The organism is Paenibacillus amylolyticus, assembly GCF_003719335.1.
GTDB lineage: Bacteria > Bacillota > Bacilli > Paenibacillales > Paenibacillaceae > Paenibacillus > Paenibacillus amylolyticus_D.
Genome location: NZ_RIAS01000019.1, coordinates 78,073 through 103,269 on the forward strand (window position 1 = coordinate 78,073; position 25,197 = coordinate 103,269).

Here is a 25,197-nt window from a genome sequence, read left to right on the forward strand (position 1 = left end):
GCGAGGGCCTTTCACCGTCCTATCTGTAACATGAAGACGGGAGCAAGCTGATCCATAAAGGAGGTACGTTCCACTTGAGGCAGTATTCTTCATTGCGCAGAAACTTGACGGGATATGCTTTTATCAGCCCATTTATTATTGGTTTTCTTGGATTTACGCTCATCCCGATGTTCGTTTCCCTCTACATGTCGTTTACAAGTTATAACCTGTTCACCTCTCCAAAATGGATTGGGATGGACAACTATACCAAGATGTTTTTTGATGATCCAAAATACTGGAATTCGGTTAAGGTTACGTTTCTCTATGTATTCATCGGGGTGCCGTTAAGGCTGATCTTTGCCCTCTTTGTCGCGATGATTCTGAATACGGGTTCTCGTATGGTGGGAACGTATCGTACATTGTACTATCTGCCTTCCATCATCGGCGGCAGCGTGGCCGTATCCATTATGTGGCGTAACCTGTTCAGCAATGAAGGTGTCATTAACAGTGCGATGACCGCGATCGGCATTGGGCCGATCAGTTGGTTTGGCGATCCGGATGCGGCGCTTGTCATGCTGATTTCCCTATCGGTATGGCAATTCGGTTCATCGATGCTGATCTTTCTGGCAGGGCTCAAAAACATCTCCCCCGAGATGTATGAGGCTGCAGGTGTGGATGGCGCAAATCCGGTTCGAAAATTTTTCAGCATTACGCTGCCCTTGCTCAGCCCAATCGTACTGTTCAATCTCATTATGCAGACGATCGGTGCATTTATGACCTTTGTGCCTGCCTACATCATCTCCAAAGGAGAGGGCGGCCCGATGGACGGTACGATGCTGTACTCGTTATATCTGTTCCGTCAGGCATTTATGTTTAACAACATGGGTTATGCTTCTGCGATGGCTTGGGTGATGTTGATCATGATTGGTGTGCTTACAGCGGCTGTGTTCCTGACATCTAAGTTCTGGGTGTTCTACGAATCTGAAGGAGGGAAGTAATCATGGTGTGGAGAAATGTAAAATGGCCAATCTATCATCTGTTCGTTGCCGCACTTGCCCTTCTGATGCTCTACCCGGTGCTGTGGATGTTATTCAGTTCTTTCAAGGAGAGCCGCACGATTTTTGTAACGGCAGAGAGCCTGTTTCCGACCGAATGGATCTGGTCGAACTATGTGGATGGCTGGAAGGGAACGGCTGGACGGCCGTTTATGGACTATATCACCAATTCACTGATCATTGTGGTGATCTCTACCATTGGGGCAGTGCTGTCATCGTCACTGATCGCGTTTGGTTTTGCCAGATTGAATTTTAAAGGACGTACCTTCTGGTTCTCTCTGATGATGCTTACGCTGATGCTGCCGCATGACGTCGTACTGGTTCCGCAGTATATTATCTTTACCAAGCTGGGCTGGCTGAACACGATTCTGCCTATTGTTGTGCCTACCTTCTTCGGGATGCCGTTTTTTATCTTCCTGATGGTGCAGTTTATTCGCACGATTCCTAAAGAGCTGGATGAAGCCGCAACGATTGATGGATGTAACAAGTTTAGGCTGTATATTCAGATCATCATGCCCCTGATCAAATCTTCGCTGGCGACAGCGGCAATCTTCTCCTTTTACTGGAGATGGGAAGACTTGCTCGGACCCGTGCTGTATCTGAACTCGCCTGACAAGTATACGGTATCCATGGCGCTTAAAATGTTCCTCGATAGTGAATCTGCCTCCAACTGGGGGGCGATGTTCGCGATGTCGATTGTCAGTCTGGTGCCGGTTGTGGCTGTATTCTTCATCTTCCAGAAGCAGATTGTGCAAGGCATGAGCACGAGTGGTTTGAAGGGGTAACGAGGCAAGATCGAAACATTCCAAAACAAGGTCGCATCAAACTAATAATAATACATGGAGGAGAAAATTAGTGGATGCAGCAGAATTGGAAAACGCAGAACATGGAGAACAAGTCGAACAAAAAAGTTCCTCGTGGAAGTTTAGTTTTGGTCCTATCGCTCAAGCTGATCATAGATCAGAAATCTTATCGGCATCCACTTTAGCTATGAGGAAACCCGAAAAGGAAGTTGGCAAAGAAGGCATCCATACGAATGTAGGAAAAGCAGATGGCTATGTGGCTGTTTCGTCAACAACGATATACGATGAGAACAAGGGATTCGGATTCCAGCCAGGTTCGTTGGTATATGAGAAGCAGCGGTATGATGAGCAGGAAACTGAAGGGTTTTCCTCAAAAGGGATTTATTCTCCGCAGGGGCAGACCACGATGTCTGTCCGCTTGCGTTCCAGCTTTTGTATCCCGCTTAAGGCATCATTTATCGTCGATGTGCCCGACGGAACGTATCAGGTGTTACTGATTGCCGGAGATCCGCTCGCGGATACAATCACACGTGTGAAAGCAGGGGAAGGCCGGCTGATGTTACCCACAATTCGCACGGTGGCTGGGCAATACGCAGAAATGCGGTTTGCCGTTGTTGTTCGCGGGGGCAATCTTCGCCTGACCTTCTCAGGTCCTGCACCTCGAATCAATGCACTGGAAATAACGCTGGCAAATCAAACGATGACCGTGTTTCTCGCGGGGGATTCAACGGTAACGGATCAGCCGGAGAGCGGGTACCCGTATTGCGGCTGGGGACAGCTATTGCCTGCACAGTTCAAACATGACGTGGCCGTGGATAACCATGCACAGTCAGGGCGAAGTTCCCGCAGTTTTATTCATGAAGGTCGCTTGGATGCAATTAAGCAGCGATTAAAGCCCCATGACTTTCTGTTTATTCAATTTGGACATAACGATGAGAAGCCTGACCCGGAACGGGGAACGGAGCCTTTCACCACTTATAAGCAGCATCTGAAAAAATATATCGATGCCGCACGCGAGGTTAAGGCGCGTCCGGTGCTGATCACGCCAGTGCATCGCCGATACTTTGCGGAAGATGGCACATTGACCGATACACACGGCGATTATATTACCGCCGTGCGCGAACTTGCGGCAGATGAAGAGGTGCCGCTAATTGATCTGGCTGAACGCAGCCGCCTGATGTTTGAGCAGGCGGATGAAGAAGGCACCAAGGATGATTTTATGTGGGTGCTGCCCGGCGAATATATCAACTTCCCGACAGGGATGGAAGATAACACACATTTTCAGGAGCGAGGCGCACGCCGCTTGGCAGAGCAGGTGGCTGAAGCTATCCGCGAGCTGCATTTGCAGCCATTGCAGATGTACCTCAGATAAGAGCGAATGTAGCAGTATTTGTTTAGGTCAGGATCTAATTTTTAAGCTACTGAGATCAGATACCGCAGGATTTTAAGTCTTGTGCGTCTTAGCTTAATCAAAAAATTAAAAGTAGAGTTCACTTGAACAGCAACTGTGAAAAGATGAAACGCGAGTCGAGCGAAGCGACGAGCGACAAAAAATGACCCAGCGAAGCGAAGGCCATGTTTTCTTAAAACCAAAAAAGCAAGCGAGGCGGCGAGGGGGGCGGAATCGGGAAAAGGGAGCAGAGCGTCCGCGTTTGGCACGTGATTTCCCCCATGGAGGGGGAATAGAAGAAATCCCGGACCAACAGTGGCCCAAAGCCCGATCCGCCCACCGAGCGTCCGCCCGCGAGCCACCGAGATGGTTTTAACTCACATCACCTTCGCAATGAGATAAAGGAGAGTGTACCATGCAAGACCACACCAGTCTTTCAAGAGCTTCAACCCATGGTCATACGTACTGGGTTATTCCAGACGGTTACATCCCGCCGGATAGCTCAGGCTCGTTGGAAAGCCATGAGAGCATCTGTGTATTGAATACAGGCAGTGAAGATGCAACGCTGGACATCACGATTTATTTTGAAGACCGCGAACCGCTAGAGCATATTCAAGCCGAAGTCCCGGCTAGAAGAACAAAACATATCCGTACTGCATCGCTACGTGCTGGGAAAGAAGCAATCCCCTCTGGTGTACCGTATGCCATCACGGTTTCAAGTGATGTACCCGTCATCATTCAGTACAGCCGCCTGGATACAACCCAGCCGGAACTGGCATTAATGAGTGTCATGGCGTACCCTTTGGCATAAACGAAGAGAGCTAACTATTGAATATTGTACGGTGTCTTACTCATCTTGCCACGCTAACAAGCACTGACCAAGCACAGAAAGACCTGTAGTCTGCGACAGTTTCGATGCAGATTACAGGTCTTTGCTTATCCATTTACTCCCCATATTTATAGGTACTGGCATTCAGGATTTTCACGTCGACTTCAACTTTGCCGAGATGAATACGAGCAAGGGGTTCTGCCCGCCGGGCAACCTCAGCTCTCCACCAATCGGGATGATGCCGGTAGAGATGCTCTACAAGACCCAATGAATCTATTTTTCGCGCTTTGGTTGTAGTAAACGTCTTACGGATTTGAGCCTCAATCTGCCGGCCGGCCTCCTGTTCCATTACACGAGGAGATCGATAGGAGTCGTGGTCCTCAGCAATCGTACCTTTCACTGAAGTGAACAGATCAAAAGTGACACCGTTGATGCTTTTTCTCGCCTTTATACGCGTTTTGGGTTTGTGAAGAGTCAATGTAAGGTCAGGAGTACTACCATGCTTCCCATAAACGTACAGCGGATATTGGTACACATGGTCATAATTTACGTAACGGGCGCCGTCTGCTTCGGCACCAGAGACTTTCCCCTGACTTTTTCCATTGCTCACGACGTAAAATCCATCCATTCGAATCAGCGGCGGGGTCTCTTCACCGTTATGCCACGTCTGATTTTTAGTGGAAACCGAAGGCAGCAACACCACAGATGCAGGTTCTCTCAGACTATCCAGCAGCTGATGAAGACGAATGGGTTCATACCCGGAATGCTGCCTATACAGCCTCATCGGTTCAAACAACTCAATCGTTTGAGCCGATTGGTTCAGGATCGCGGAAGGAGAGAGTAATGTGGACATATCTTGTTCCGTTGCATAGATCCATGGTGTATATCGCAGCTGTCCGGAATGAAGTAACGTGTTAAAAATATCCTCAAGTCGTCCTTCCAATGCATTTTTGGACAGCACAATGGCTTTCACATGAGTCCACAACGTTTGCTGCTGCGACGTCTCATACAGATTGTTGATCGCCATACTTAACGTTGTGCCGGTGCCTTTTCCGATCCATATCTGACTGCCTTCTCTTGGTGTCGGACCTTCCTGTTTTGCGATGCTGGAAAAATCGATTAACTGGGCGTATGTCGTATATTGATTATCCGCATAATCGATGCCAATGGCTGTAATAAAGTTAATGCTCTGCACTTCCTTGGAATCCCAGCATCCCGTTAGCAGCATGACACAAACCGCAACTATGCTACTTACGCAAGCCCTTCTCATCAAGGTTTTTCCTTATGACGGGTAGAGTCCTGTGTGCGTAATACAGCTGGGCGTTTGGTGCGTGTCATGGAAGGTGGCATGGATACGGCCTGTGTGAAATCTCCCGGAATATACGGTGATACAGGGGAGAGGTAGGATACGCCGTAACACTCCAGAGATACGAGATGGACTAACAAGGCAAACAGGGCAACCATAAATCCGAATAAACCCAAGATCGAAGAAGCGATCAGCATCCCGATACGTATTTGGGATGTAGCCCCTCCAAGAACGGTGTTCACCAGAATGTAGCTGGAGATGACGGAGATCGCTACTGTGACAATAATTGTGGGAGACGTAATTCCGGCACGAATGGCCGCATCCCCGATAATTAAGCCACCAACCACACTGACGGTCTGTCCCAATGCACGCGGCAGCCTTCGTCCAGCCTCATTGAACAGTTCAAACATGAAAATCATCAGGAAAGCTTCAAGGGTAACCGGCATAGGTAGTCCCATCCGCGTTCCAGCAATTGTTGCAAGCAGCGGAAGCGGAATTTGTTCTAGATTGAAGCTGGTCAGACCGATGTAGAAAGCCGGAAAAAAACAGGCAATAAGCAGTCCGGCAATCCGTAATATCCGTTCAAAGGTCACGATGAAAAATGGAGTGCTCTCGTCTTCAGGGGATTTCAACTGATTGAACAGTGTTGTCGGTGCAATGACGGCTACGGGTGATCCATCCGTGAGCACAGCAAACCGTCCGTTAATCAAGGAGTCCGCGACATAGTCTGGACGTTCAGAATTATCCGTCAGCGGAAAGATACTTCGTACCCCTCCCATGACGGCACGTTCCATGATAGAGGTGCCCATAATTCCGTCGACATTAATCTGATTCAGATTGCTCCGAGCGGTCTCTAGAATTTCGGGATTAATAATATCTCTGACATATAAGAGGCCGATCGTTGTCTGTGTCCGTTCCCCTTTTATAATTTTCTCATAACACATGGATGACGTTTTCAATCGTTTGCGAACCAAGGCGATGTTCGTGGACAGTTCTTCGGTGAAACCATCACGCGGTCCTTTGACGGACGTCTCGATGGCGGACTCTTCTGGTGTGCGTCCCGGAATATTGGCAATATCCAGACTGCAGGCCTGTACACCGTTTTCAAAAATAAGTAGCAGCTGCCCGCTAAACAGGAGCATGTTTATGTTCTGGAGATCAGAAATGTCCTCTATGGGATTCAGCGTAAGCCCAAGTTCCTTGGGTACAGCTTCTTCCATAATCAATGTATGTTTTTCTAACCGTGGAATAATGAATTGATTGATTTGTTTACTGTCCACCAGACCGTCGCAATAGAGCACAATGACAGACCGAACCGTCTCATCTTGGGCAGAGAATGTCTGGATGACGACATCCGCACAGGATTCAAAGTTTTTTCTCAGGGAGGCAAGCAGGGTGTCATAGGATGTCGTGTCAATCGGGTGTTTCTCCATGGTGTTGTTTCCTCCTCTGCTGGCGTGAATGGATGAAGGCAACGATCGTTGCCAGAACCGCAAATCCGCTCAGATACACGAGATTATATGGAAAGATGTAGTCAACCAGAATCTTCGCGAAAGTAATATCGTCCAGAGGATACAGCATGGATAAAATAAAGAATACAGCCAAAGACGCACAAGCAATCATCCTTCTGGAAGTGCTCTTAATATTCCAAATTTCTACCACAATATACATGGCCAGACTGATCCGAGTGAATGAACCTGCGAGCCACTGATAGATCGAAAAGAAATCGGTCTGCGCAATATATTTGCCCAGGGAGGCGATACGCCATTCTTCAAAGGCAGGGTATCTCATTTTGGCTGCTTCATAAGGGTCAAATTCTACGATCGCTCCAATGAGCGGGCCTGTTGTTAAACCAACCATGATCAATGCAAGCATTAGATACTGCCATAACTTTATACGTTTGGTGAGATGAGGTTGAATGTACCAGAGGAAAAGCAATTCAAACATGCCTGCCAGACTGTACATCATGCCATGAAATACAGGTGACCAACCATGCTCGAGCACAGGAAGAAGGCGGCTGTAATCTTTATACTGGGAATTGACAATGGCGACGTAGAAGCCGAGCAGCACGACGAGCGGCAGAATCAGTCCGGCGGTAAAGGCCAGCGCACGCATACCCTTATAGGCAGCATATCCGCATAAAGCCATAAGTGCGATCGTTGTTGCGATCACAGGCGTTTCGGTCAGATAGTTCGTTTTGGCCCAGGTCGTGGTGTCACGTAGTGTAAAGTAGATGACGCATAGAAAAAAGAGACTGTTTCCCACCCGCAACAGAAAACCTACGGGTTTACCAAGATGGGAAGACAGCCAATCATGTAAAGTCTGATGTTGTAGAAAGCGGGATACAAAAGCAAGCATACAAGCAAAGAGCAGCAGTGGTCCGGTCGATAAAAGCACGGAAATCCAAGAGTCCCTTTTAGCTGCACTTAGAAGGGCAGGGATAATTAAGACATGACTAATCAGGCCTACAGATAACATGATTAACATCATGGCTTGCAAGAACGAAGGTTGTGTACGCTTCATGCTGAGGAACTCCTTTTCAGAGTAGAGTATCCTCAGCAGTGTTAACGTGTTTGGGAAGCTTCATACAGGACCCTGTATATCATCAAAGATCGAAATACCGGATACCCATCGCCTCGCGTACTTCAAGCCTCGTTTTTTTGCGGTGTTTCTGGCTTGGCGGGCATCATGCTTTAGCATGATTGACCAACCTACGTTTGCGACCGCTCATATTGGTGCCAAGTACACCGATGATGATCAGGATCGCACCTACATAGTGATAACTCTGAACAGGCTCATGTAGAATCAGTGCACCGCCTGCGATGGAGATGAGTGTAGACAGATTACTGAACACACTGACACGTGAAGCCTCCAGATGAGTCAGGGCGTAGCTGGACAGCAGGGTGGATACCATGGTAGATAAGATAGCCAGATAAGCGAGGGCACCCAGGTAGGATAGATCTCCGAGCGGCTGAACATAATCAACCATCGAGCCCGTAAATGCATGGCGTATTAGTGCAATTGCATTAAACACAACACACCCTACCATTAAGGTCACCCAAGTCAGTTCCAGCGGTTTATATTGCCGAGTAAGTGGTCTTGCGAGTACCCCGTAACCTGCGAAACTGATGGCCGAAAGAACCAGTAGTACAATGCCTTGCATATTACTCATCGACATTCCGCTACCTTTCATGGCAAAGATAAAGATGACGCCAGCGACAGAAAGGAGCAGAGACATTTTTTGCAAAATAGATGTACGTTCCTTCAGAAAAACGGAAGCTAGGGCAAGGGTAAAGACAGGCACCATCGCCTGAATAATTCCCGCTTCCGAAGAATTGGAGGTTACCAGTCCGAACGCTTGAAAGGCAAAGAAGAGCACAGGCGAGAGCAGCCCTAGCGGAATGATTCGCCAAAGATCAGCTAAACGAAGATTGATTTTAATCCAGCCGAACAGCACAGGAATACTCACCACAATGAGTGACAGAGCGAAACGGTGTGCAAGCACATCTAGGGGATGAGCAATGGTGACCGTCATTTTCACATATAAAAAAGATAGTCCGATAATGGCGGCATAAACAACAGCTGCAATATAAGCATAGGTTCGGTTACGTGTAGTATTCATTTCTTTTCCCTCCAGTAATGCGATGTAGTCCGATATCGTTTTGGAACGTATGCTTCATACTAAGGTCAACACTAAGTTGAGTTAGGGTAACTCAACGTAAATTCCGATGAACTAGATTTGCTGATTATGTGTCAAGCGATGGAACATAACATATCAGCCTTATTCAATATACTTCTGCTTCCGCTGTGCTACAATACAGAAAACAAGCGATTGTACCGGTACAATTTCAAAGAGAGGAGTGAATAGGGTGAAAAAATATGAGGTAATTGCTCATGCATTGCAACAGTGGATACAGGAGCAAATGGTTCAGCAGGGGAGCCGCCAGTGGGATGACAAAGGAATAAGGTTGCCAGCGGTTCGCCGTGTGGCGGAACAATTTCAATGCAGTGTGAGTACAGCGATTCGAGCGTATGAATGGTTGGAACAGCGACATTTGGTGTACGCCGTACCCCAATCCGGTTATTATGCCGTTCAGAATGGTTTAGGTGTACAGGATATGGACTGGCAGGAGCCGCTGGATTTTGCGTCGGCGGCTCCTGATCCAAGGGTGTTTCCTTATGCGGATTTTCGGCATTGCGTGGAGGTGGCGATGAAACAGAAGCAAGACGAGCTATTTTTATACGGCACCGCGCAAGGATTGCCCTCGCTGATTGAGCTATTACAGAAACAGTTTGCCGATTATCAGGTATTTGCGCGATCGGAACAGTTTTTCATCACATCTGGTGTGCAGCAGGCGCTTGCGGCGCTGGCCTTGATGCCTTTTCCCGGTGAAAAAACCAAAGTCATGGTGGAACTGCCTACATATCACAATATGCCTACCTTACTGCAGAGCTTGAACGTGCCTATTGCAGGTGTACGAAGAACGTTTGAGGAAGGACTGGACTGGGATTCGCTTGAACGCCAGCTTGCGGAGGGGGATATCAAGTTTTTCTATGTTATCCCACGGTTCCACAATCCCATCGGAACTTCCATGAAGGCGGCGGAAAAGAAGAGACTTCTTCGACTTGCGGAGCGATATGATGTTTATCTGGTCGAAGACGACTATCTGGCCGATTTGGAGGACAGCGCGAGACAAGATCCTTTGTGGGCTTATGATACGCATGACCGTGTTATTTATCTGAAAAGTTATTCCAAGATTCTGTTCCCTGGACTTCGTATTGGTGTAGCCGTACTGCCTGTAGCCTTGATTGCCCCTTTCGGTTCAATGAAAAGAATGCTGGATATCGACACCTCACTGCTGTCTCAAGCTGCGCTGGAAGTGTACATTCATAGCGGTATGTTTGCCCACCATCGCAAAATCATTCGTAGCCGCTATGCCGCGCGAATGGAAGTTGTGCATGAACAGCTGGCAGCTAATTCCGATTTCGAACCATTTCGTGTTGCACCGCGAACCGGTGGGGAACATACTGCCCTCCCTTTGCCAGAGAATATACCTGTCCGCACTTTAATATCCCGTTTACAGAACCGCGGAATTATTGCCGATACAACAGAACGATATTATCCCGAAGGGACGTACCGTGCCTACAGGGATCAGATGCTGCGACTGAACATCTCCAATGTTCCGAAACAGCGTATTGCAGAGGGGATGCAGATCATCCGGGAGGAGATATTGAGATTGCAGATTAGATCCACAACGTGAAGTAGACCAACCTTTAATGGGCTGGTCTATCTAGAATTTTAAATTATGTTGCGAAAGGTGGGTATTAAGTGGGGGCTATCATCGCACCTGAGATAAAGTCATCTCCAAAACATTATTGGGATGGTGAAGTAAAGGCTAGGTCTTGCCGGATTGAATGAGATTGCGGCCTTGCATTATCCCTTATTCTAGGCCGGAAAATTCTAACGATCCTGAGAAGCCTTATTTGGCCAGTTTTCAGCCAATCCATATTCTTACGATCACCAGCGACGCTATTTTGTCCGAAATGGCCCTTTGAGGGGGGGAATTGGGCTCCATTTTGCAAAATAACGTCTTCTGTGATCGTTAGATTTCAAAATCGACCAAAAAGCGGAAAATAAGGCTTCCTTTCTTTATGCGCTACTCTACAGATCTACACAAATTCCCATCGCTACTCGAAGGCTCAGCATTAATGCCATGAATTACCCGGTAGCTGTACGCATACGCTATGCTCAAACCCAGTACTACACAATGTACTTTTACGCTTTACCCTAATGTACTACTCCATCACTCTGAACTTTACCCAATGTACTATTTCCAGAACTCGACGCTTCCTTACCTTATACGCTACCCGACGGTTCTTGCTCTTACTCCTGTGCCATGGCTTTAAAAGAAGCTTCAGCCGCTTCGAGTGTAACAGCAATGTCTTCGTCTGTATGAGCGGTGGTCAGGAACCAGGCTTCATACTTCGAAGGAGCCAGATTGATGCCGCGATTCAGCATGTGGCGGAAGAAGGACGCGAAGCGTTCGCCGTCCGTGTCTTGTGCGTGATCATAGTTCGTCACTGGATGATTGCAGAAATGCGTGGAGAACGCACCACGAATGCGGTTGATCGTCAGATCAATGCCGTTACGGTCAGCGGAAGCCTGCAAGCCAGCGGTCAGATCGATGGCGAGACGCTCCATCTCTTCATATACGCCAGCGCCTTGTAACACTTCAAGACAAGCGATCCCCGCCGAGATGGAGGCCGGATTGCCTGCCATCGTTCCGGCCTGATACGCTGGGCCGAGTGGAGCAACCTGCTCCATGACATGTTTACGTCCGCCGTAGGCACCGATCGGCAAGCCGCCGCCAATGATTTTCCCAAGTGCAGTGAGGTCAGGTTCGATCTCCGCATGATTGTCCAGCCCGGCATACGTCTGAGTAGAGCCGTAGTGGAAACGGAAAGCAGTAATGACCTCGTCATAAATAACGAGTGAACCGTTCGCGCGTGTCATTGCACAGAGACCTTCCAGGAAGCCTGGCTCTGGCATAACCATACCGAAGTTACCGACAATAGGCTCTACCATAACCGCCGCTACATCGTCACCCCAACGTTCAAGTGCTTCCTTCAGACCACCCAGGTCGTTATATGGAACGGTGATGACTTCATGAGCAATGCTTGTCGGGATACCTGCACTGTCGGGAATGCCAAGCGTAGATGGGCCTGAGCCTGCAGCGACCAGTACGAGATCGGAGTGACCATGATAACATCCGGCAAATTTTACGATTTTATTCCGTTTCGTATATGCGCGAGCTACGCGAATCGTCGTCATCACGGCCTCCGTGCCAGAATTCACAAAGCGAACCTTGTCCATGGACGGGATCGCTTCCTTGAGCATTTTGGCAAGCTTGATCTCAAGCTCCGTTGGCGTGCCGTACAGGACACCATTTGCAGCAGCTTCCGTTATGGCTTTGGTAATATGGGGGTGGGCATGTCCAGTCACAATCGGTCCGTATGCTGCGAGATAATCGATATACTTGTTGTCGTCAACATCCCAGAAGTGAGCACCTTGCGCTTTTTTCATAAAAACGGGTGCCCCGCCGCCTACCGCTTTAAATGAGCGAGAAGGGCTGTTTACGCCGCCTACAATATGCTCCAGGGCTTCTGTATATAACAACTCCGAGTTCGTTCGTGTATTCATGAGATAACTTCCTTTCGTAATTCCGTTAGTTTAAACTAGCCAAACAATAGCATGATATGATTATTTTCGCATACTTTGGCGAACAGGCATAGCGAAAGGGCAGCATATAGGCTGCCCTTCTGAGAATGAATGAGATCATCGCTATGTTATAAATGGCATGTTTTATAGTCACAGGCTACGTACCCTTTATCGAGTAACCGTGTATCGTGACTTTTACTGCCACACGAATTGATGTTTTAATCCAATCAACCATTTACCAAGTTAGCTCAGACCTATGTCATGGCATACATGCATAACTAGTGCTCCGTGTCATAGAGTCCATTTACTCTGCGGGTTGCTGTGCATTCTTTTCATTGCCGCTGGCCGTCTTGTCTTCTTTGGCTTTTTCGTCTTCCGTCTTGGCTGGCGGATGAATGATATCCTGAACATGTTGTTTCAGTTTTTCTTCACTGGTTACCGACAAGACTTGTGCACCACCAGGAGTCCGTTCTTCTTTTAACAGGTTCATTGGCGGAACCTGCTCACTGCCGTTCATGCTGCTCTGGTAACCAAGTCCGCCCAGCTTCCACATGTCGGAAAGGGTGAGGTTGGTATCTACAAACGGGCTAACTTCTTCCAGGATGGAAGGCAACTTGGCAATCGTTGTCGTGGACTGCATTTTGGCCGTTACCGCTTTGAGCAGCTCACGCTGACGCTCCGAGCGTGCGAAGTCGGACATTGCATCGTGACGGAAACGAACATACATCAAAGCTGTTTTACCGTCGAGATGCTGGTAGCCTTTTTTCAGATCAATATCGTACTCATTGTTGTCGGCTTTACTCACATAATGCATATCCTTCTCGACATCAAAGTCTACACCGCCAACCGCATCGACCAATTTGATGAATCCTTGGAAATCGGTATACACATAATATTGAACAGGGATGCCGAGCAAGTCACTTGCGGCTTCCATTGCTACATTCGGGCCATGGGTAATGGCTGTGTTAATCCGGTCTTTACCATATCCGTCGATCGTCACGTAAGTATCACGCAGGATCGAGAAGAGGTTGATTTTTTTGGTCAGCGGGTCAAGTGATACCACCATCATGCTGTCGGAACGCGGCACTTCACCCTTTTTCAAACCGCGGGCATCGACACCCATAACCAATATGTTCACAGTTTCGGTACCTTCCCATTTTGGAGGGTCGGGTGCCTTCACTTTCTCTACATTTTCAATATTGGCAAATGGCGAATCCTCGCCTTTTTTCTGCAATCCATCCAACTGATTAAGAATAGAACCAAAATAATAGGCCGCTGCCCCTCCAACAATTAACACGAAGGCGGCAAGAGAGATCCATAGGGTCCTCTTCGTCTTTCTGGTCATGCTAGCGCTCCTTTGTATTTGAGATAAAAAATAAACGATTTCAGTACATGTAAAGTTGCGTTGAATTTCCGTATAGTTTCGAAGCTTTCCGTTCGCCTTCCCTCCAAACCTCAAGGCAGAGGAGGCCACTTCGAACTATTTTTTAAAGCTTGCTGAATTTTGACTGTTACTATTATAATTTCTTTTTGGGCTACAAGCAATTTCAACAAAATCCAAGTGAGGTATAAACATGCTGGCGATTGATGTCAAAGATTTGCGAAAGTCGTTTAACGTCCAGAAAAGCCGTGGCGGGCTGAAGGGCGCGTTTCAGGATCTGTTCAAACGTCAATACCAGGAAGTATTGGCTGTGAATGATATTTCATTTCAGATACCGCAAGGTGAAATCTGCGGATATATTGGAGAGAACGGTGCCGGCAAATCAACAACGATCAAGATGTTGACCGGCATTTTGGTGCCTACATCCGGGCATTTATCGGTAGGTGGGTATGTTCCGTATCAGGAACGGGAGAAGTTTGTCAAAAATATTGGTGTTGTGTTTGGACAGCGCAGCCAGTTATGGTGGGATATCGGTGTCATTGAATCCTTCCATCTGCTTCGCAAAGTGTACCGTGTGGGAGAGCAGGACTTCCGCAAACGGCTGGACGAGCTGGTGGAGCGTTTGCAATTACAGGAACTGCTTAGTCGCCCGGTGCGCAAGCTTAGTCTCGGACAGCGGATGCGCTGTGAACTGGTAGCGGCCTTGCTGCACAATCCAGGCATTGTGTTCCTGGATGAGCCGACCATTGGCCTGGATATCGTGGTAAAGTCGGAAATCCGCGAGTTCCTGAAAGACATGAATGAGCAACATGGTACAACCATACTGCTCACGACACATGACTTGCAGGATATCGAAGCCTTATGTTCGCGAGTCATCATGTTGGATGCGGGAAGCATCATCTATGATGGTGGCTTGGATCACCTCAAGTCCCAGTGGGGCACGGAGCGCGAGGTTCGGTTTAAATTTGGTACAGGTCATACGATGACTCAGATGCAGGAATGGACAGCGGCGATGCCTGTGCGGTGGACTGTGGAGAATGAGTTGTCTGCTTCCGTGTGGATTCCGCTGGAACTGAACGTTTCGGATGTGCTGGCACGTGTGGTGGGTCAGGCGGATATCACGGATATTCAGATCATTGAGACGAATACGGATGAGATTGTGCGCAGCATTTACCAGTCCGGTTCGGCGGAGCGCCCGGAGATTGTGTCGGCAGATAAAGAAGCGGTAGGTGCTACCTAAGATGAACAGTGCATTTATCGATTTCATGCGCATTCGTTTTCTGACGATGCTTGCGTATCGAGTCAATTATTATTCCGGCATTTTGATATATACGCTGAATATTGGCGTGTATTACTTTACGTGGCAAGCTATTTACGGAAGCAGTGGAGAGATTGGCGGGTTTACGGCAGCACAGATGACAACGTATGTTGCCGTCTCGTGGATGGCGCGTGCTTTTTACTTTAACAATCTGGACCGGGAAATTGCCGCTGACATTCGGGATGGTTCCATTGCGATTCAGTTTATCCGGCCAATTAACTATGTGATGGTCAAAATGATGCAGGGGCTTGGCGAAGGTATTTTCCGCTTCTTACTGCTTATGATTCCGGGCATGATCATTGCCATTCTGCTGTTCCCGGTGGAGCTTCCAACAGCGCCTTCGGCGTGGATCGGTTTTCTCGTCATGTTGTTCTTCAGTTTCATCATTAATTCCCAGATTAATGTCATTACGGGACTGGCCGCATTTTTTGTGGAAAATAACGAAGGTATGATGCGCATGAAACGTGTGGTCGTCGATCTGTTTTCGGGCCTGATCATTCCAATCAGTTTGTACCCGGACTGGTTGTCTACGATCATGAAGGTGCTGCCATTTCAGGCTATTACTTATCTGCCGGGCTCAGTTTTCACGGGTAGAGTGGAAGGCACAGGCATCTGGAATGTACTCGGGATTCAGGTGCTCTGGTTTATCCTGCTTCTCATACCCATGGTGCTGATCTGGCGGCAGGCGCGTAAGCGTCTGTTCGTGCAAGGGGGATAAGCGGATGTACTATATCGGTCTAATCTGGGAATATTTAAAAAATTACATGAAGACACGTCTGACCTACCGGGCCGACTTCTGGGTTGAGATTATCTCGGATCTGCTGTTTCAGGCAACCAATCTGATCTTTATCTTTGTCGTTTTCCGGCATACGGACAACCTTGGCGGTTGGAGTGAAGCGGAAGTATTGTTTGTTTACGGGTACTTTATGGTGCCATACGGCATTTTCAGCTGTTTTATCAACCTGTGGGGGTTCAGCGAGCGGTACATTGTCAAAGGTGAGATGGATCGCATTCTGACAAGACCGGCACATAACCTCTTTCAGATTCTGCTTGAAAATGTAGATCCCCCTTCCTTAGTGGGGTCGTTCATCGGGTTAATCATTATGATCATCAGTGGAGCAGAGATGGGGCTTGTACTGGAATGGTGGCATATCCCTGCATTGATTATATTGGCACTAAGTTCAGTGCTAATCTATGCGGGCATCTATACCACATTGACGTCACTATCCTTTTATTCCGATGCGCCGACAGGTATTTTGCCGCTGATGTACAATATTCAAGGGTATGGACGTTACCCGGTAACGATCTATAACAGAGCCATTCAGGTGCTGCTCACCTGGATCATTCCGTTTGCCTTTGTTGGCATCTATCCGGCAGCACTGTTCCTTGATCGAGCTGAGATGCATCGTATGGCTTTGCTCACCCCGGTTATGGGGCTAGTTTTTGCAACGATTGGTCTTACCCTGTGGAACTTCGGTGTGAAGCGGTATCGGGGAGCAGGGTCATGACCTGCTAAGAAATCATTTCGTCACGTAACGCCAATTCCAGTGGTTTCTGAGAGTGAGCTTAAAGGATTACATCACGCAAGTCTGAAGGATCATATCATTTGAATTCCAAGGAGGACATGAAAATGACTTTAGCAGAAGGTGTACAAGTTCCGGATTTTGAACTGCCATCCAGCACGGGTGAGTCCGTGAAGTTGTCTGATTTTCGCGGCAAGCGAGTTCTAATCTATTTTTATCCCAAAGATATGACCTCGTCTTGCACGCAGCAAGCCTGTGATTTTCGGGATCGACATGAGGAGTTTCAGGGGCTGAATACGGTCATTCTAGGCATCAGCACCGATCCGATGAAACAACATGACAAGTTTATTGCCAAATATGGACTGCCTTTTATCCTGTTATCGGATGAGGAGCACACGGTTGCCGAGCAGTTTGGCGCATGGCAGTTGAAGAAGATGTACGGTAAGGAGTATATGGGCATCGTGCGTTCCACCTTTCTGCTGGATGAAGAGGGCAAGCTGATCAAGCAATGGACGAAGGTACGCGTGAAGGGACATATTGAAGAGGCGATGGATACGGTAAAAGGGCTGTAATTCATCGGGTCTGATGCTGTGAAAATAAAACGAGCCATGCGCATACAGCTAGCATGGTTAACAATAAACAGGCTACATCTATGGATAACATTCCACTTGAGATGCAGCCTGTTTATTTTTGTGAAACAGCATTTGCGTTATTAGGTTGTTTGAATCGGCCTTTAATGTGATAAACCAGCAACAAGCACAAAGGAATGACGATACTGACTGTAATGTCCCAATAGAACCAAGGGTACATGATGCCGAGGGTGTAGAAAAGAACATCGGGCGAAAGCACAATAGCCATGCCAAATAATAATAGCGTGGTCGGCAGGATGAGTGGCTGGTATGACTTGAGACGAAACAGCTGAGCAAGGCCTAAGATGAATCCAAACGTGTACAGAGAAGTCTTAAAATAAGTAGATACGAGCCAGGCTATGGCAGAGAGTGCTTCAATTCGTTGCAGGAAGCCACCGATGTCAATTTTCTGTGCAAGGATGTAGGTTACATAGATGTTGTGTTGGGTCAGTTCAGCCCCAAGCACAAGCAGAGAGGTCAGAAGGATGAATATTAATATGACCCCGCCAAGCAACCCGGCTAAAAACATGTCTCTCGTCTTGTGAATGCCGTGATTTACATAGGGGTAAATCATGGTGATAATGATAAGTTCTCCGTATGGAGTTGTAGCACCTCGAATACTCGCGCTTATAAACGAAAACAAGGGTGTGTCGAAGAAGGGCTGGATATTGGATATTTCCATCTGTGGGAGCAAGCAAAGAATGAAGATGCTCAAGCTAAGGATAACAAATGGCGCTAAAATCTCTGCGGATCTGCCAAAAGTTCCTAATCCTTTGAGTGCTGACCAGCCTAGCGCAATGACAAAAAGAAGAATGATTGCCCGAATCGGGGTGTGGAGGTAAATCTGAGTGGTCATAAAATCTCCGACTTCGCGGATACATATAACCGACCCGATCAGAAAGTAAAACAAGTATGAAGCAGCTAAAATTCCACCTACCCACTTGCCCAGTATTTTAGAGCAAATTTCAATAAGTGTAAGTCCAGGATACGTCTGATTCAGTTTATAGAAAATCCACAATATGGCCATGCCAATAAATTGAGAGACGATTGTACAGATCCAAGCATCCTGGCGGCCGGAATAGGTAATTAATGTAGGATAGATTAGCATCATATCCCCGATCAGGCATAAGAAGGTGAGAACAGCGAATTGCCTTACGGTAAGTTTCTCTTTAATTAGCATGATCTTCACCCTCCTTTTATGAATTTGTTTTACCTTTTATGGTTGTTAACCGGGATTTAATCAGATGAATGATTAACAGCAAGACAGGTAAGACCAGGCTCACAGTAAAATCCCACTCGAGCCAATAGGGAATGACGGTTGTATTAAAAAAGGGCATATTGGGTGTCAAAATGTTAGATAGCGCATACACAATCAGTACGCATGGCAAAATGAGAAATTGGTAGGTTTTGAAGCGAAAAAGCTCAGCGACACCAAGAACAAAGGCATACAAATAAACGGTGGCTTTAAAGTAGGTGGATATCAACCAGGAAGAAGCCATTAGAACCTCAATACGCTGAAAGAAATTAGCGATATTGATTTTTTGGGATAATACAAAAGAACCAAAAATCGTGTGCTGAGTAAGAAAAAGTCCCATAACCAGCATAGAAATCGTAACCAGAATGGCCATGAGCAGATTACCAAATCCGGCAGATATCATCAGATCACGGGTGCGGTGAGCTTGTTGACTTGCATATGGAAGAATCATCAGAATGGGAAGGGCTTCACCGACCGGATAGATAAAACCGATCACAATCCCATGCGTAAACTGGCTAAAGGTGGTGTCCGTAAAGGGTACAAGCTGGTTTAATTGTACCTCGGGCAACAAAAAAACGACTAAAATAAACATAAAAGTAGTAATAATCGGTACGAGTATTTCACTGCTTCGCCCGATGGTTTCCAGTCCGTTATACAGAGCCCAGCCGATAGGGATTACAAAAATAAAAAGCACAGCCCGTATGGGCGTATATAAAAAAATTTGACTGGTCATGAAATCACCAACAACCCGTGATTGTGCTGCAGAGCTAAAAATAAAATACATCAGGTAAAACAGGGATAACACTGTACCTGGCCAAAATCCAAGGATTTTGCGAAAAACGCCAATTAAATTTTCATTTGGATACGTATCTGCGAGTTTGACGAACAGATACATTAAGCCCATGCCAAGAGGAACACCGATTAAGGCATAAAGCCAGGCATTTTGCCCCGAATAGGTTGCGATCACTGAGGGGTAGATCATCATCATGTCACCGGCAATAATCAAAATGGTCAAGATACATAATTGTCTAATGCCAAGCCGACCTTGCTCCAGCATGTTGTCAACTCCCCTTTGGCTAGCTCCCCGTAATATAAGCCAGTAATTGATTCACGGGTTTGTAAATCCAGATGATAATGTAGAGCGGGCTTGGAAACTCCCATAGATTGACCGCGACAACACCAAAAAAGGTGCCTGTCAGCAATAACAAGGAATAGACAGTGACTTCTTTCCACTCCTTGTTTTTCCATAACTTAGGTAGATCGATCACCCCCATCAGGCACCCGATAACGATAACTGCAATCGATAGCAGCAAGCGCACTCACTCCTTGGCTTTTTTCATAAATGAATTGTCCAACGTGCCTATGCGACGGATTTGCACGTTAGCCTCATATTTAATATCTAGATTTTGAAAGTATTTATCCCAATTCTTTTCTTCTCTTTTATAGAGTTTCGGGTGTTTATGATAGATGTCTTGTCCGAAGCCGAAGATGTCCACTTTATATTTGCTACGCACCAGACTTACGGTTCCTTTCATCAATTCGACAATTCGGTCCTGTGCCAGTTCCTCCAATTGTTTGATGGCTTCCATCGAACCGATCTCCATCTCACAGTCGACGGAACCGATGACGGAGATCGTATTGACTTTCAGATGGATTTGGGGCTCGCCCCGAACCATTTTGACCTTATGATCGGTCTTGGTACGGAGTGTTTTTAGAGTAACGTAGCCCCCACCTGGACATTGGGTTGGTCCTATTGTCGATTTCACATTGTCACGAATGTAGTTGTAGCCTTTAGACTTATCCTGATCAAGCCAGCCAATCAGCTTATCTTTCCGAAACACGCTAAGGCCGCTAAAATGGAGAGATGCCGGTGGTTTGATGCTCTCAACATTTTTGGTTTCTCCACTTCCCTCTTCATTTCCAACAAGCTCGACTCCAGTAATGACCGGGGACATACTGGGCGTAAGAATGTATTGCATCAGCTTGTCACTGGTCACGGTTGTTGTCGGAGCCCAGCTTTTGGCGGAAATATCAAGAGCGTTAAACAATTTTTCTGCCGGAATGTTTTCCAGCGGAGTGAGCACGTTCAAAATGTTGGAGGCCGTCGTTTTACGAGCTACCATCACATAATAGTCCGGACGTACGTCTGGTTCCCTTAATAGTGCTTCTATGACGTCATATATGCCATTTTTTCGCGCAAACTCTTCTCCGAATACTAACACCCGGATATGAGCCATAAAGATGGCGCGAGGGCTTGTCTCGGTAAGTTTTTGAATCGCTTCAAGCAGTGTACGGGCACTTGCTTGGTATTGGGTAACTGATGTAGCATTAGTTCCTTGGCCTTTGGCAACCTCACGAGGCACAACCACTTGTGCACTAACTTTAATCATGTCGCCGTCTCGGTCTACACCCAGACCAAGCATAATTCCTAGCTGATTCAGCTCCTGGCGATCCCAGCAACCGCTCAGCAATGGCAGTATAACGACGAGGGATAGCATGACGCGTAAACATTTCATCATAACTTGTTCTCCTGCCTTCACTAACGCTTGGTTTTTTTACGTTTCTGCCTCGTTACGTTCGAAGTGCCGTTGGATAACGGGCGGGTTTTCATATGTGACCACGGAACACGAAACAGCGTATCTTTCAGATCATTCTGAATGAAGGGGGCAAAAGGAGACATGTACGAGACCCCAAAAGAGCGCAAGCTGCAAAGGTGAGTCAACGTAATGAGCAACGCAATCAGGATGCCATAGAATCCAAAAGCTGCCGCCGCCATCATCAGAATAAAACGCAAAATACGAACCGAAATAGACAATCCGTTCTCCGGAATGACATAGCTGGAGATCGCCGTGATGGAAACGATAATAACCATCGCCGCCGAGACAACACCTGCCTCTACCGCGGCTTGTCCGATAACAAGTGTGCCTACAATGGATACGGCCTGTCCGACCGTTCTCGGAATTCGAATGCCCGCTTCTCGCAGTATTTCATAGGTTAATTCCATCAGAACCGCTTCAATGAAGGCTGGGAAAGGCACACCTTCACGCTGGGCAGCCAAGCTGATCAACAAGGTGGTTGGCAGCATCTCCTGATGAAATGTCGAAATAGCGATATAAAAGGATGGAGCCAGCATCGCGATCAGAAACGATAAATATCGCAGCAAACGAACAAGGGAACTGATATCAGCACGCTGATAATAATCTTCAGGAGATTGAAAGAAGTGCATGAATAATGCAGGTACAAGCAGCACAAACGGTGTACCATCTATAATGATGGCAACTCGCCCTTCAAGCAGTGCGGCAGATACCGTATCTGGACGTTCGCTGTTGTAAACCGTTGGAAAGATTGTCGTGGTTTTGTCCTGAATCAGTTCCTCAATGTACCCGCTCTCCAGAATACTGTCGATATCAATTTCATCCAGCCGTCTGCGGAGCTCATCAACAACATCTTCGTTGACGGTGTGCTCCAGATATAAGACAGCTACCCTGGTTTTGGTGACACGTCCAATCTCGCGCTCCTCAATCCAAAGCTGAGGGTCACGAATGCGCTTGCGAATCAGAGCTGTATTCGTACGCAAATTTTCTGTGAATCCTTCCATTGGTCCACGCACAACGGTTTGAGAGACGGGTTCGCCTACAGCGCGGTCTTCCCAACCTGCAGCACCGATTTTGAGCCCGCGGGTAGATCCATCCAGCAGAAGGATAGCTTCGCCTGCCAGCATGGATTTCAAGGCAGCATCCATATCATCGATGAACAGTACTTCACTGGCGGTGAGGACATCATTCTGAAGATAGCTCAGGTGTTCATCATCCGCTGAGAAATCGGGCAAGTTGCGCACTTGCATCAAGGGGTGAAGGACGGCTTGGTTTACCACTTGAGTATCGACGAGTCCATCAATGTATAGCAGTATCGAAGGCCATTTGTGCAGGCTTTGCAATGGACGAATCATCAAGTCATTGCTATTCCCCATCATTTTTTTGCAATAGGCAATATTCTCAGCCAGATCTGGATGAATGGCATGCGTTTCATGTGCAATTTGTGTATCTCTAGCCATCCATTTCTCCCCCTCACCCATCCTTTAGTTGAAAGTAGTATGACCGGGAGTGTTTTAGTTTATGAAAAAAATATGAATGAAAGGATATTCGGTCTTCATATCCCAATAAAAGCAAACAAAAAGAAGCCGCATATTCACGGCTTCTGTATTTTTAAAGGTTAAATGGACTCATCATTAGTCCGCATTTTGTTTTTGGCGCTGACGAACAGGGGGGCGCTTGCGACGGGAACGAGTGAACAAGGCTTTGCGGTAACGATAGACGATCCCAGCGATCACAAGCAATGCAATTAGGGCAAGGATGTATGCTGTATATTGATGAGCCAGTGTGAATACCGCGCTCCATCCAGGACCGAACACCTTACCGATCCCAAGGAATAACACTACCCAGAACAAAGCACCAGAATAGGCATATAAAGCAAACTTGCGAAACGGAATCGCAGCTATACCGGAGAAATAACCTGTGAAATGGCGAACTCCAGGGATGAAGTATCCTATAAATATAAGGCCATAACCGTATTTGGCAAACCATTTTTGCGTCTTGTCCAGCTTGTCCGGTTTGAGTAAAAACCATTTTCCATATTTCACAATAAAAGGCAGCCCGGCTTTGGCCCCAATAAAATACGTAATGGTCATGCCAATCGTTGTCCCAAGAAAGGCTAGAATGATAAGCGTTCCGATATCAAGCTGTCCTCTGTACGACAAGTAACCCGCATATGCCATCGTTGTTTCGCCTGGGAAGGGAAGAGCAATAAACTCCAGCAGCAGGCCGAAGAACAATACACTATATCCGTAAGACCCAAATAGTTGCTGGACCTTCTCAAGTAATTCCAATAGATTCACACTCCTGGTGGTGTCATATGAATCAGGCCTTCGAAGTAGATGATGCCCGTTTCATGTTCGTTATTTCCTAATGCTACCGAATTGCTGATTAAGAATCAATGTCCCCATATTGAAGTCAGGTATATTTGTTGAAAATAATAGATGAGTTGACGTCTTTTTTGCGACCTGCCTCCATATAATTCTAACAAATCTGCTGAAGTCTATCAGCAAATTCAATAGAGTGCTGGAGGTTGATTTACAAATGACGCAGGGATCTCACGAGATGATGCAACGAAATGGGCAGTTGATTGAGCAGCAAACTTCAAATCATTCCTGTGGAAGAGTACGTATGCGGAAATATTTATCCTTATGGTTCACACTCGCTGCATTGCTACTGGCAGGTGTGTTTGGAGCTAACGTGCCGTCCGCAGCAGCAGCGGGGAAAAGCAAAACATCAGACAAGGTTGTCTACTTGAGTTTTGACGATGGTCCGGGCAAACATACGTCTGAGGTATTGGATATTTTACGCGATGAGGATGTTCCGGCTACTTTTTATGTGCTGGGAGAGCAGGCAGAACGCATGCCGGGAATGATCAAACGAATTGCAAGTGAAGGACATGTTATCGGCAATCATACATATAACCATGAATATAAAGAGTTATACCGGAACTTTCAAACGTTCTGGCAGCAGATCAAGCGCACGGAAGATATCATTAACAACATTTTAGGCATTCGCCCTGCACTTGTCAGAGCGCCTGGTGGAACATATGGACATTTTGACCATACTTATTTTGATCTGTTGAAAAAGGGAGGATACGCTGTCATGGACTGGAACGTTGACAGCGGGGATTCCAAACGGAGAAATGTGCCCGCTAGCGACATTGTCGCTCATGCAACAGATGTACCAGCAGGCGTGTCTTCTGCTGTTGTGCTGATGCATGATGGGGGTGCGCATGCCGAGACCGTCAAGGCATTGCCGGATATTATTCGATACTACAAACAGCAGGGGTATCGTTTTGAAGTGATGCAAGCTTCGGACAAACCTGTGCAATTCCAGGTCAAACCTGCGGTGAAATATAAATATCGCCAGTCTCCGTCGGCAAGCTGGATTGCCAAACATGTAAACACAAATGCAGAGCAATGGATCGTAGCCAAACCACTCAAAATTCAATTGGGAAATATGACCGTCGAACTCAAGCCGGACGAATATCGCATCAAAGACCAGACGATATTGGTTCCCTTGCGCGGTTATATGAACAAGCTGGAAGGCAGTATAAGCTGGGATCAAACGTCAGGTACGGCAACCACATGGTGGAAAGATCGCATAGTGCAAGTTAATCCGGCGATGGGAACATTGACGTCCAAACGATTGCATGATCAGGATGGCCAGACGGTTCAAGCTGTGATGGAGAGCCGTGATGGCACGATCTGGGTGTCAGCGGGTGATTTGATAGAGCAACTTGGAGCAAAGAAGTATACAGTCCAATCCAAGGGCAGTGGGTGGGTAATCACCGTGGAGCCGCCTTGGACGTCTATGGAGCACAGGCATTTTTATAGCATAATTTGAAAGAAACAGCAGTTCAGCTGACTATTCTCTCTACTTCCGGGCAACAATGAATCATAGATTATGATAATCA

22 protein-coding genes are annotated in these 25,197 nt (G+C 47.1%); 10 read left to right on the top strand and 12 right to left on the bottom strand.

Annotated features, from left to right (window positions below; translation table 11 throughout):
• Positions 1–74: 74 nt before the first annotated feature.
• From EC604_RS25665 to EC604_RS25685, 4 genes are all read left to right on the top strand, one after another.
• The gene (locus EC604_RS25665) at positions 75–977 is read left to right on the top strand and encodes a carbohydrate ABC transporter permease (protein ID WP_090924548.1); all 903 of its coding nucleotides are present in this window, start codon (positions 75–77) and stop codon (positions 975–977) included.
• Between the two features lie 2 nt (positions 978–979).
• A complete protein-coding gene (locus EC604_RS25670; protein ID WP_090924547.1) occupies positions 980–1,819 on the top strand; it encodes a carbohydrate ABC transporter permease in 840 nt (279 codons plus the stop codon).
• A 205-nt stretch (positions 1,820–2,024) separates the two neighbouring features.
• Positions 2,025–3,209, top strand: coding sequence for a rhamnogalacturonan acetylesterase (locus EC604_RS25675; RefSeq protein WP_123066899.1), 1,185 nt, complete (start codon positions 2,025–2,027; stop codon positions 3,207–3,209).
• Positions 3,210–3,642: 433 nt separating this feature from the next.
• Entirely contained in the window at positions 3,643–4,038 is a 396-nt protein-coding gene (locus EC604_RS25685; RefSeq protein WP_123066874.1) for a sensory rhodopsin transducer, read from the top strand.
• A gap of 133 nt (positions 4,039–4,171) precedes the next feature.
• Here the strand turns inward: EC604_RS25685 and EC604_RS25690 are convergent, their stop codons facing one another.
• The 4 genes from EC604_RS25690 to EC604_RS25705 form a co-directional block, all read right to left on the bottom strand.
• Positions 4,172–5,326, bottom strand: a complete 1,155-nt coding sequence (locus tag EC604_RS25690) for a Ger(x)C family spore germination protein (protein WP_123066875.1) — start codon at positions 5,324–5,326, stop codon at positions 4,172–4,174.
• Positions 5,326–6,795, bottom strand: a complete 1,470-nt coding sequence (locus EC604_RS25695) for a spore germination protein (RefSeq protein ID WP_123066876.1) — start codon at positions 6,793–6,795, stop codon at positions 5,326–5,328. The genes EC604_RS25690 and EC604_RS25695 overlap by 1 nt, the downstream gene beginning before the upstream one ends.
• Positions 6,776–7,885 carry a GerAB/ArcD/ProY family transporter gene (locus EC604_RS25700; protein WP_123066877.1) on the bottom strand — a complete coding sequence of 370 codons (1,110 nt, stop codon included), beginning with the start codon at positions 7,883–7,885 and terminating at the stop codon, positions 6,776–6,778. The genes EC604_RS25695 and EC604_RS25700 overlap by 20 nt, the downstream gene beginning before the upstream one ends.
• 163 nt (positions 7,886–8,048) lie before the next feature.
• Complete coding sequence (locus EC604_RS25705) at positions 8,049–8,984, bottom strand: DMT family transporter (RefSeq protein WP_123066878.1); 936 nt, start codon at positions 8,982–8,984, stop codon at positions 8,049–8,051.
• A gap of 247 nt (positions 8,985–9,231) precedes the next feature.
• Between EC604_RS25705 and EC604_RS25710 the strand changes: the two genes are divergently transcribed.
• Positions 9,232–10,623, top strand: coding sequence for a PLP-dependent aminotransferase family protein (locus EC604_RS25710; protein ID WP_240037220.1), 1,392 nt, complete (start codon positions 9,232–9,234; stop codon positions 10,621–10,623).
• A gap of 623 nt (positions 10,624–11,246) precedes the next feature.
• Here EC604_RS25710 and EC604_RS25715 read toward each other — a convergent pair.
• Complete coding sequence (locus EC604_RS25715) at positions 11,247–12,563, bottom strand: glutamate-1-semialdehyde 2,1-aminomutase (protein ID WP_123066880.1); 1,317 nt, start codon at positions 12,561–12,563, stop codon at positions 11,247–11,249.
• Positions 12,564–12,885: 322 nt separating this feature from the next.
• The gene (locus EC604_RS25720; RefSeq protein ID WP_123066881.1) at positions 12,886–13,926 is read right to left on the bottom strand and encodes an LCP family protein; all 1,041 of its coding nucleotides are present in this window, start codon (positions 13,924–13,926) and stop codon (positions 12,886–12,888) included.
• 229 nt (positions 13,927–14,155) lie between these two features.
• Here EC604_RS25720 and EC604_RS25725 point away from each other — a divergent pair, with 229 nt between their 5' ends.
• The 4 genes from EC604_RS25725 to bcp all read left to right on the top strand — a co-directional run bounded on the left by EC604_RS25725 (position 14,156) and on the right by bcp (position 17,375).
• On the top strand, positions 14,156–15,202 hold the full coding sequence (locus EC604_RS25725) for an ABC transporter ATP-binding protein (RefSeq protein ID WP_090924538.1): 1,047 nt from the start codon (positions 14,156–14,158) through the stop codon (positions 15,200–15,202).
• Position 15,203: 1 nt separating this feature from the next.
• Entirely contained in the window at positions 15,204–15,998 is a 795-nt protein-coding gene (locus tag EC604_RS25730) for an ABC transporter permease (RefSeq protein WP_123066882.1), read from the top strand.
• Positions 15,999–16,002: 4 nt separating this feature from the next.
• A complete protein-coding gene (locus EC604_RS25735) occupies positions 16,003–16,788 on the top strand; it encodes an ABC transporter permease (protein WP_123066883.1) in 786 nt (261 codons plus the stop codon).
• Positions 16,789–16,910: 122 nt separating this feature from the next.
• Positions 16,911–17,375, top strand: a complete 465-nt coding sequence (gene bcp, locus EC604_RS25740; RefSeq protein WP_123066884.1) for a thioredoxin-dependent thiol peroxidase — start codon at positions 16,911–16,913, stop codon at positions 17,373–17,375.
• Between the two features lie 112 nt (positions 17,376–17,487).
• Here the strand turns inward: bcp and EC604_RS25745 are convergent, their stop codons facing one another.
• The 6 genes from EC604_RS25745 to EC604_RS25770 form a co-directional block, all read right to left on the bottom strand.
• Positions 17,488–18,612, bottom strand: coding sequence for a GerAB/ArcD/ProY family transporter (locus EC604_RS25745; protein ID WP_123066885.1), 1,125 nt, complete (start codon positions 18,610–18,612; stop codon positions 17,488–17,490).
• A gap of 16 nt (positions 18,613–18,628) precedes the next feature.
• A complete protein-coding gene (locus EC604_RS25750; protein WP_123066886.1) occupies positions 18,629–19,744 on the bottom strand; it encodes a GerAB/ArcD/ProY family transporter in 1,116 nt (371 codons plus the stop codon).
• A gap of 19 nt (positions 19,745–19,763) precedes the next feature.
• Positions 19,764–20,000: a hypothetical protein gene (locus tag EC604_RS25755; RefSeq protein WP_123066887.1), complete on the bottom strand. Its 237-nt coding sequence runs from the start codon at positions 19,998–20,000 to the stop codon at positions 19,764–19,766.
• A gap of 6 nt (positions 20,001–20,006) precedes the next feature.
• Positions 20,007–21,206: a Ger(x)C family spore germination protein gene (locus EC604_RS25760; protein WP_123066888.1), complete on the bottom strand. Its 1,200-nt coding sequence runs from the start codon at positions 21,204–21,206 to the stop codon at positions 20,007–20,009.
• Positions 21,207–21,226: 20 nt separating this feature from the next.
• Positions 21,227–22,741, bottom strand: coding sequence for a spore germination protein (locus tag EC604_RS25765; protein WP_123066889.1), 1,515 nt, complete (start codon positions 22,739–22,741; stop codon positions 21,227–21,229).
• Between the two features lie 174 nt (positions 22,742–22,915).
• Positions 22,916–23,572 carry a DedA family protein gene (locus EC604_RS25770; RefSeq protein WP_123066890.1) on the bottom strand — a complete coding sequence of 219 codons (657 nt, stop codon included), beginning with the start codon at positions 23,570–23,572 and terminating at the stop codon, positions 22,916–22,918.
• 250 nt (positions 23,573–23,822) lie between these two features.
• Here EC604_RS25770 and EC604_RS25775 point away from each other — a divergent pair, with 250 nt between their 5' ends.
• Positions 23,823–25,127 (top strand): polysaccharide deacetylase, encoded by a 1,305-nt coding sequence (locus EC604_RS25775; protein WP_161557046.1) that lies wholly within the window; start codon positions 23,823–23,825, stop codon positions 25,125–25,127.
• The last annotated feature ends 70 nt before the right edge of the window (positions 25,128–25,197 follow it).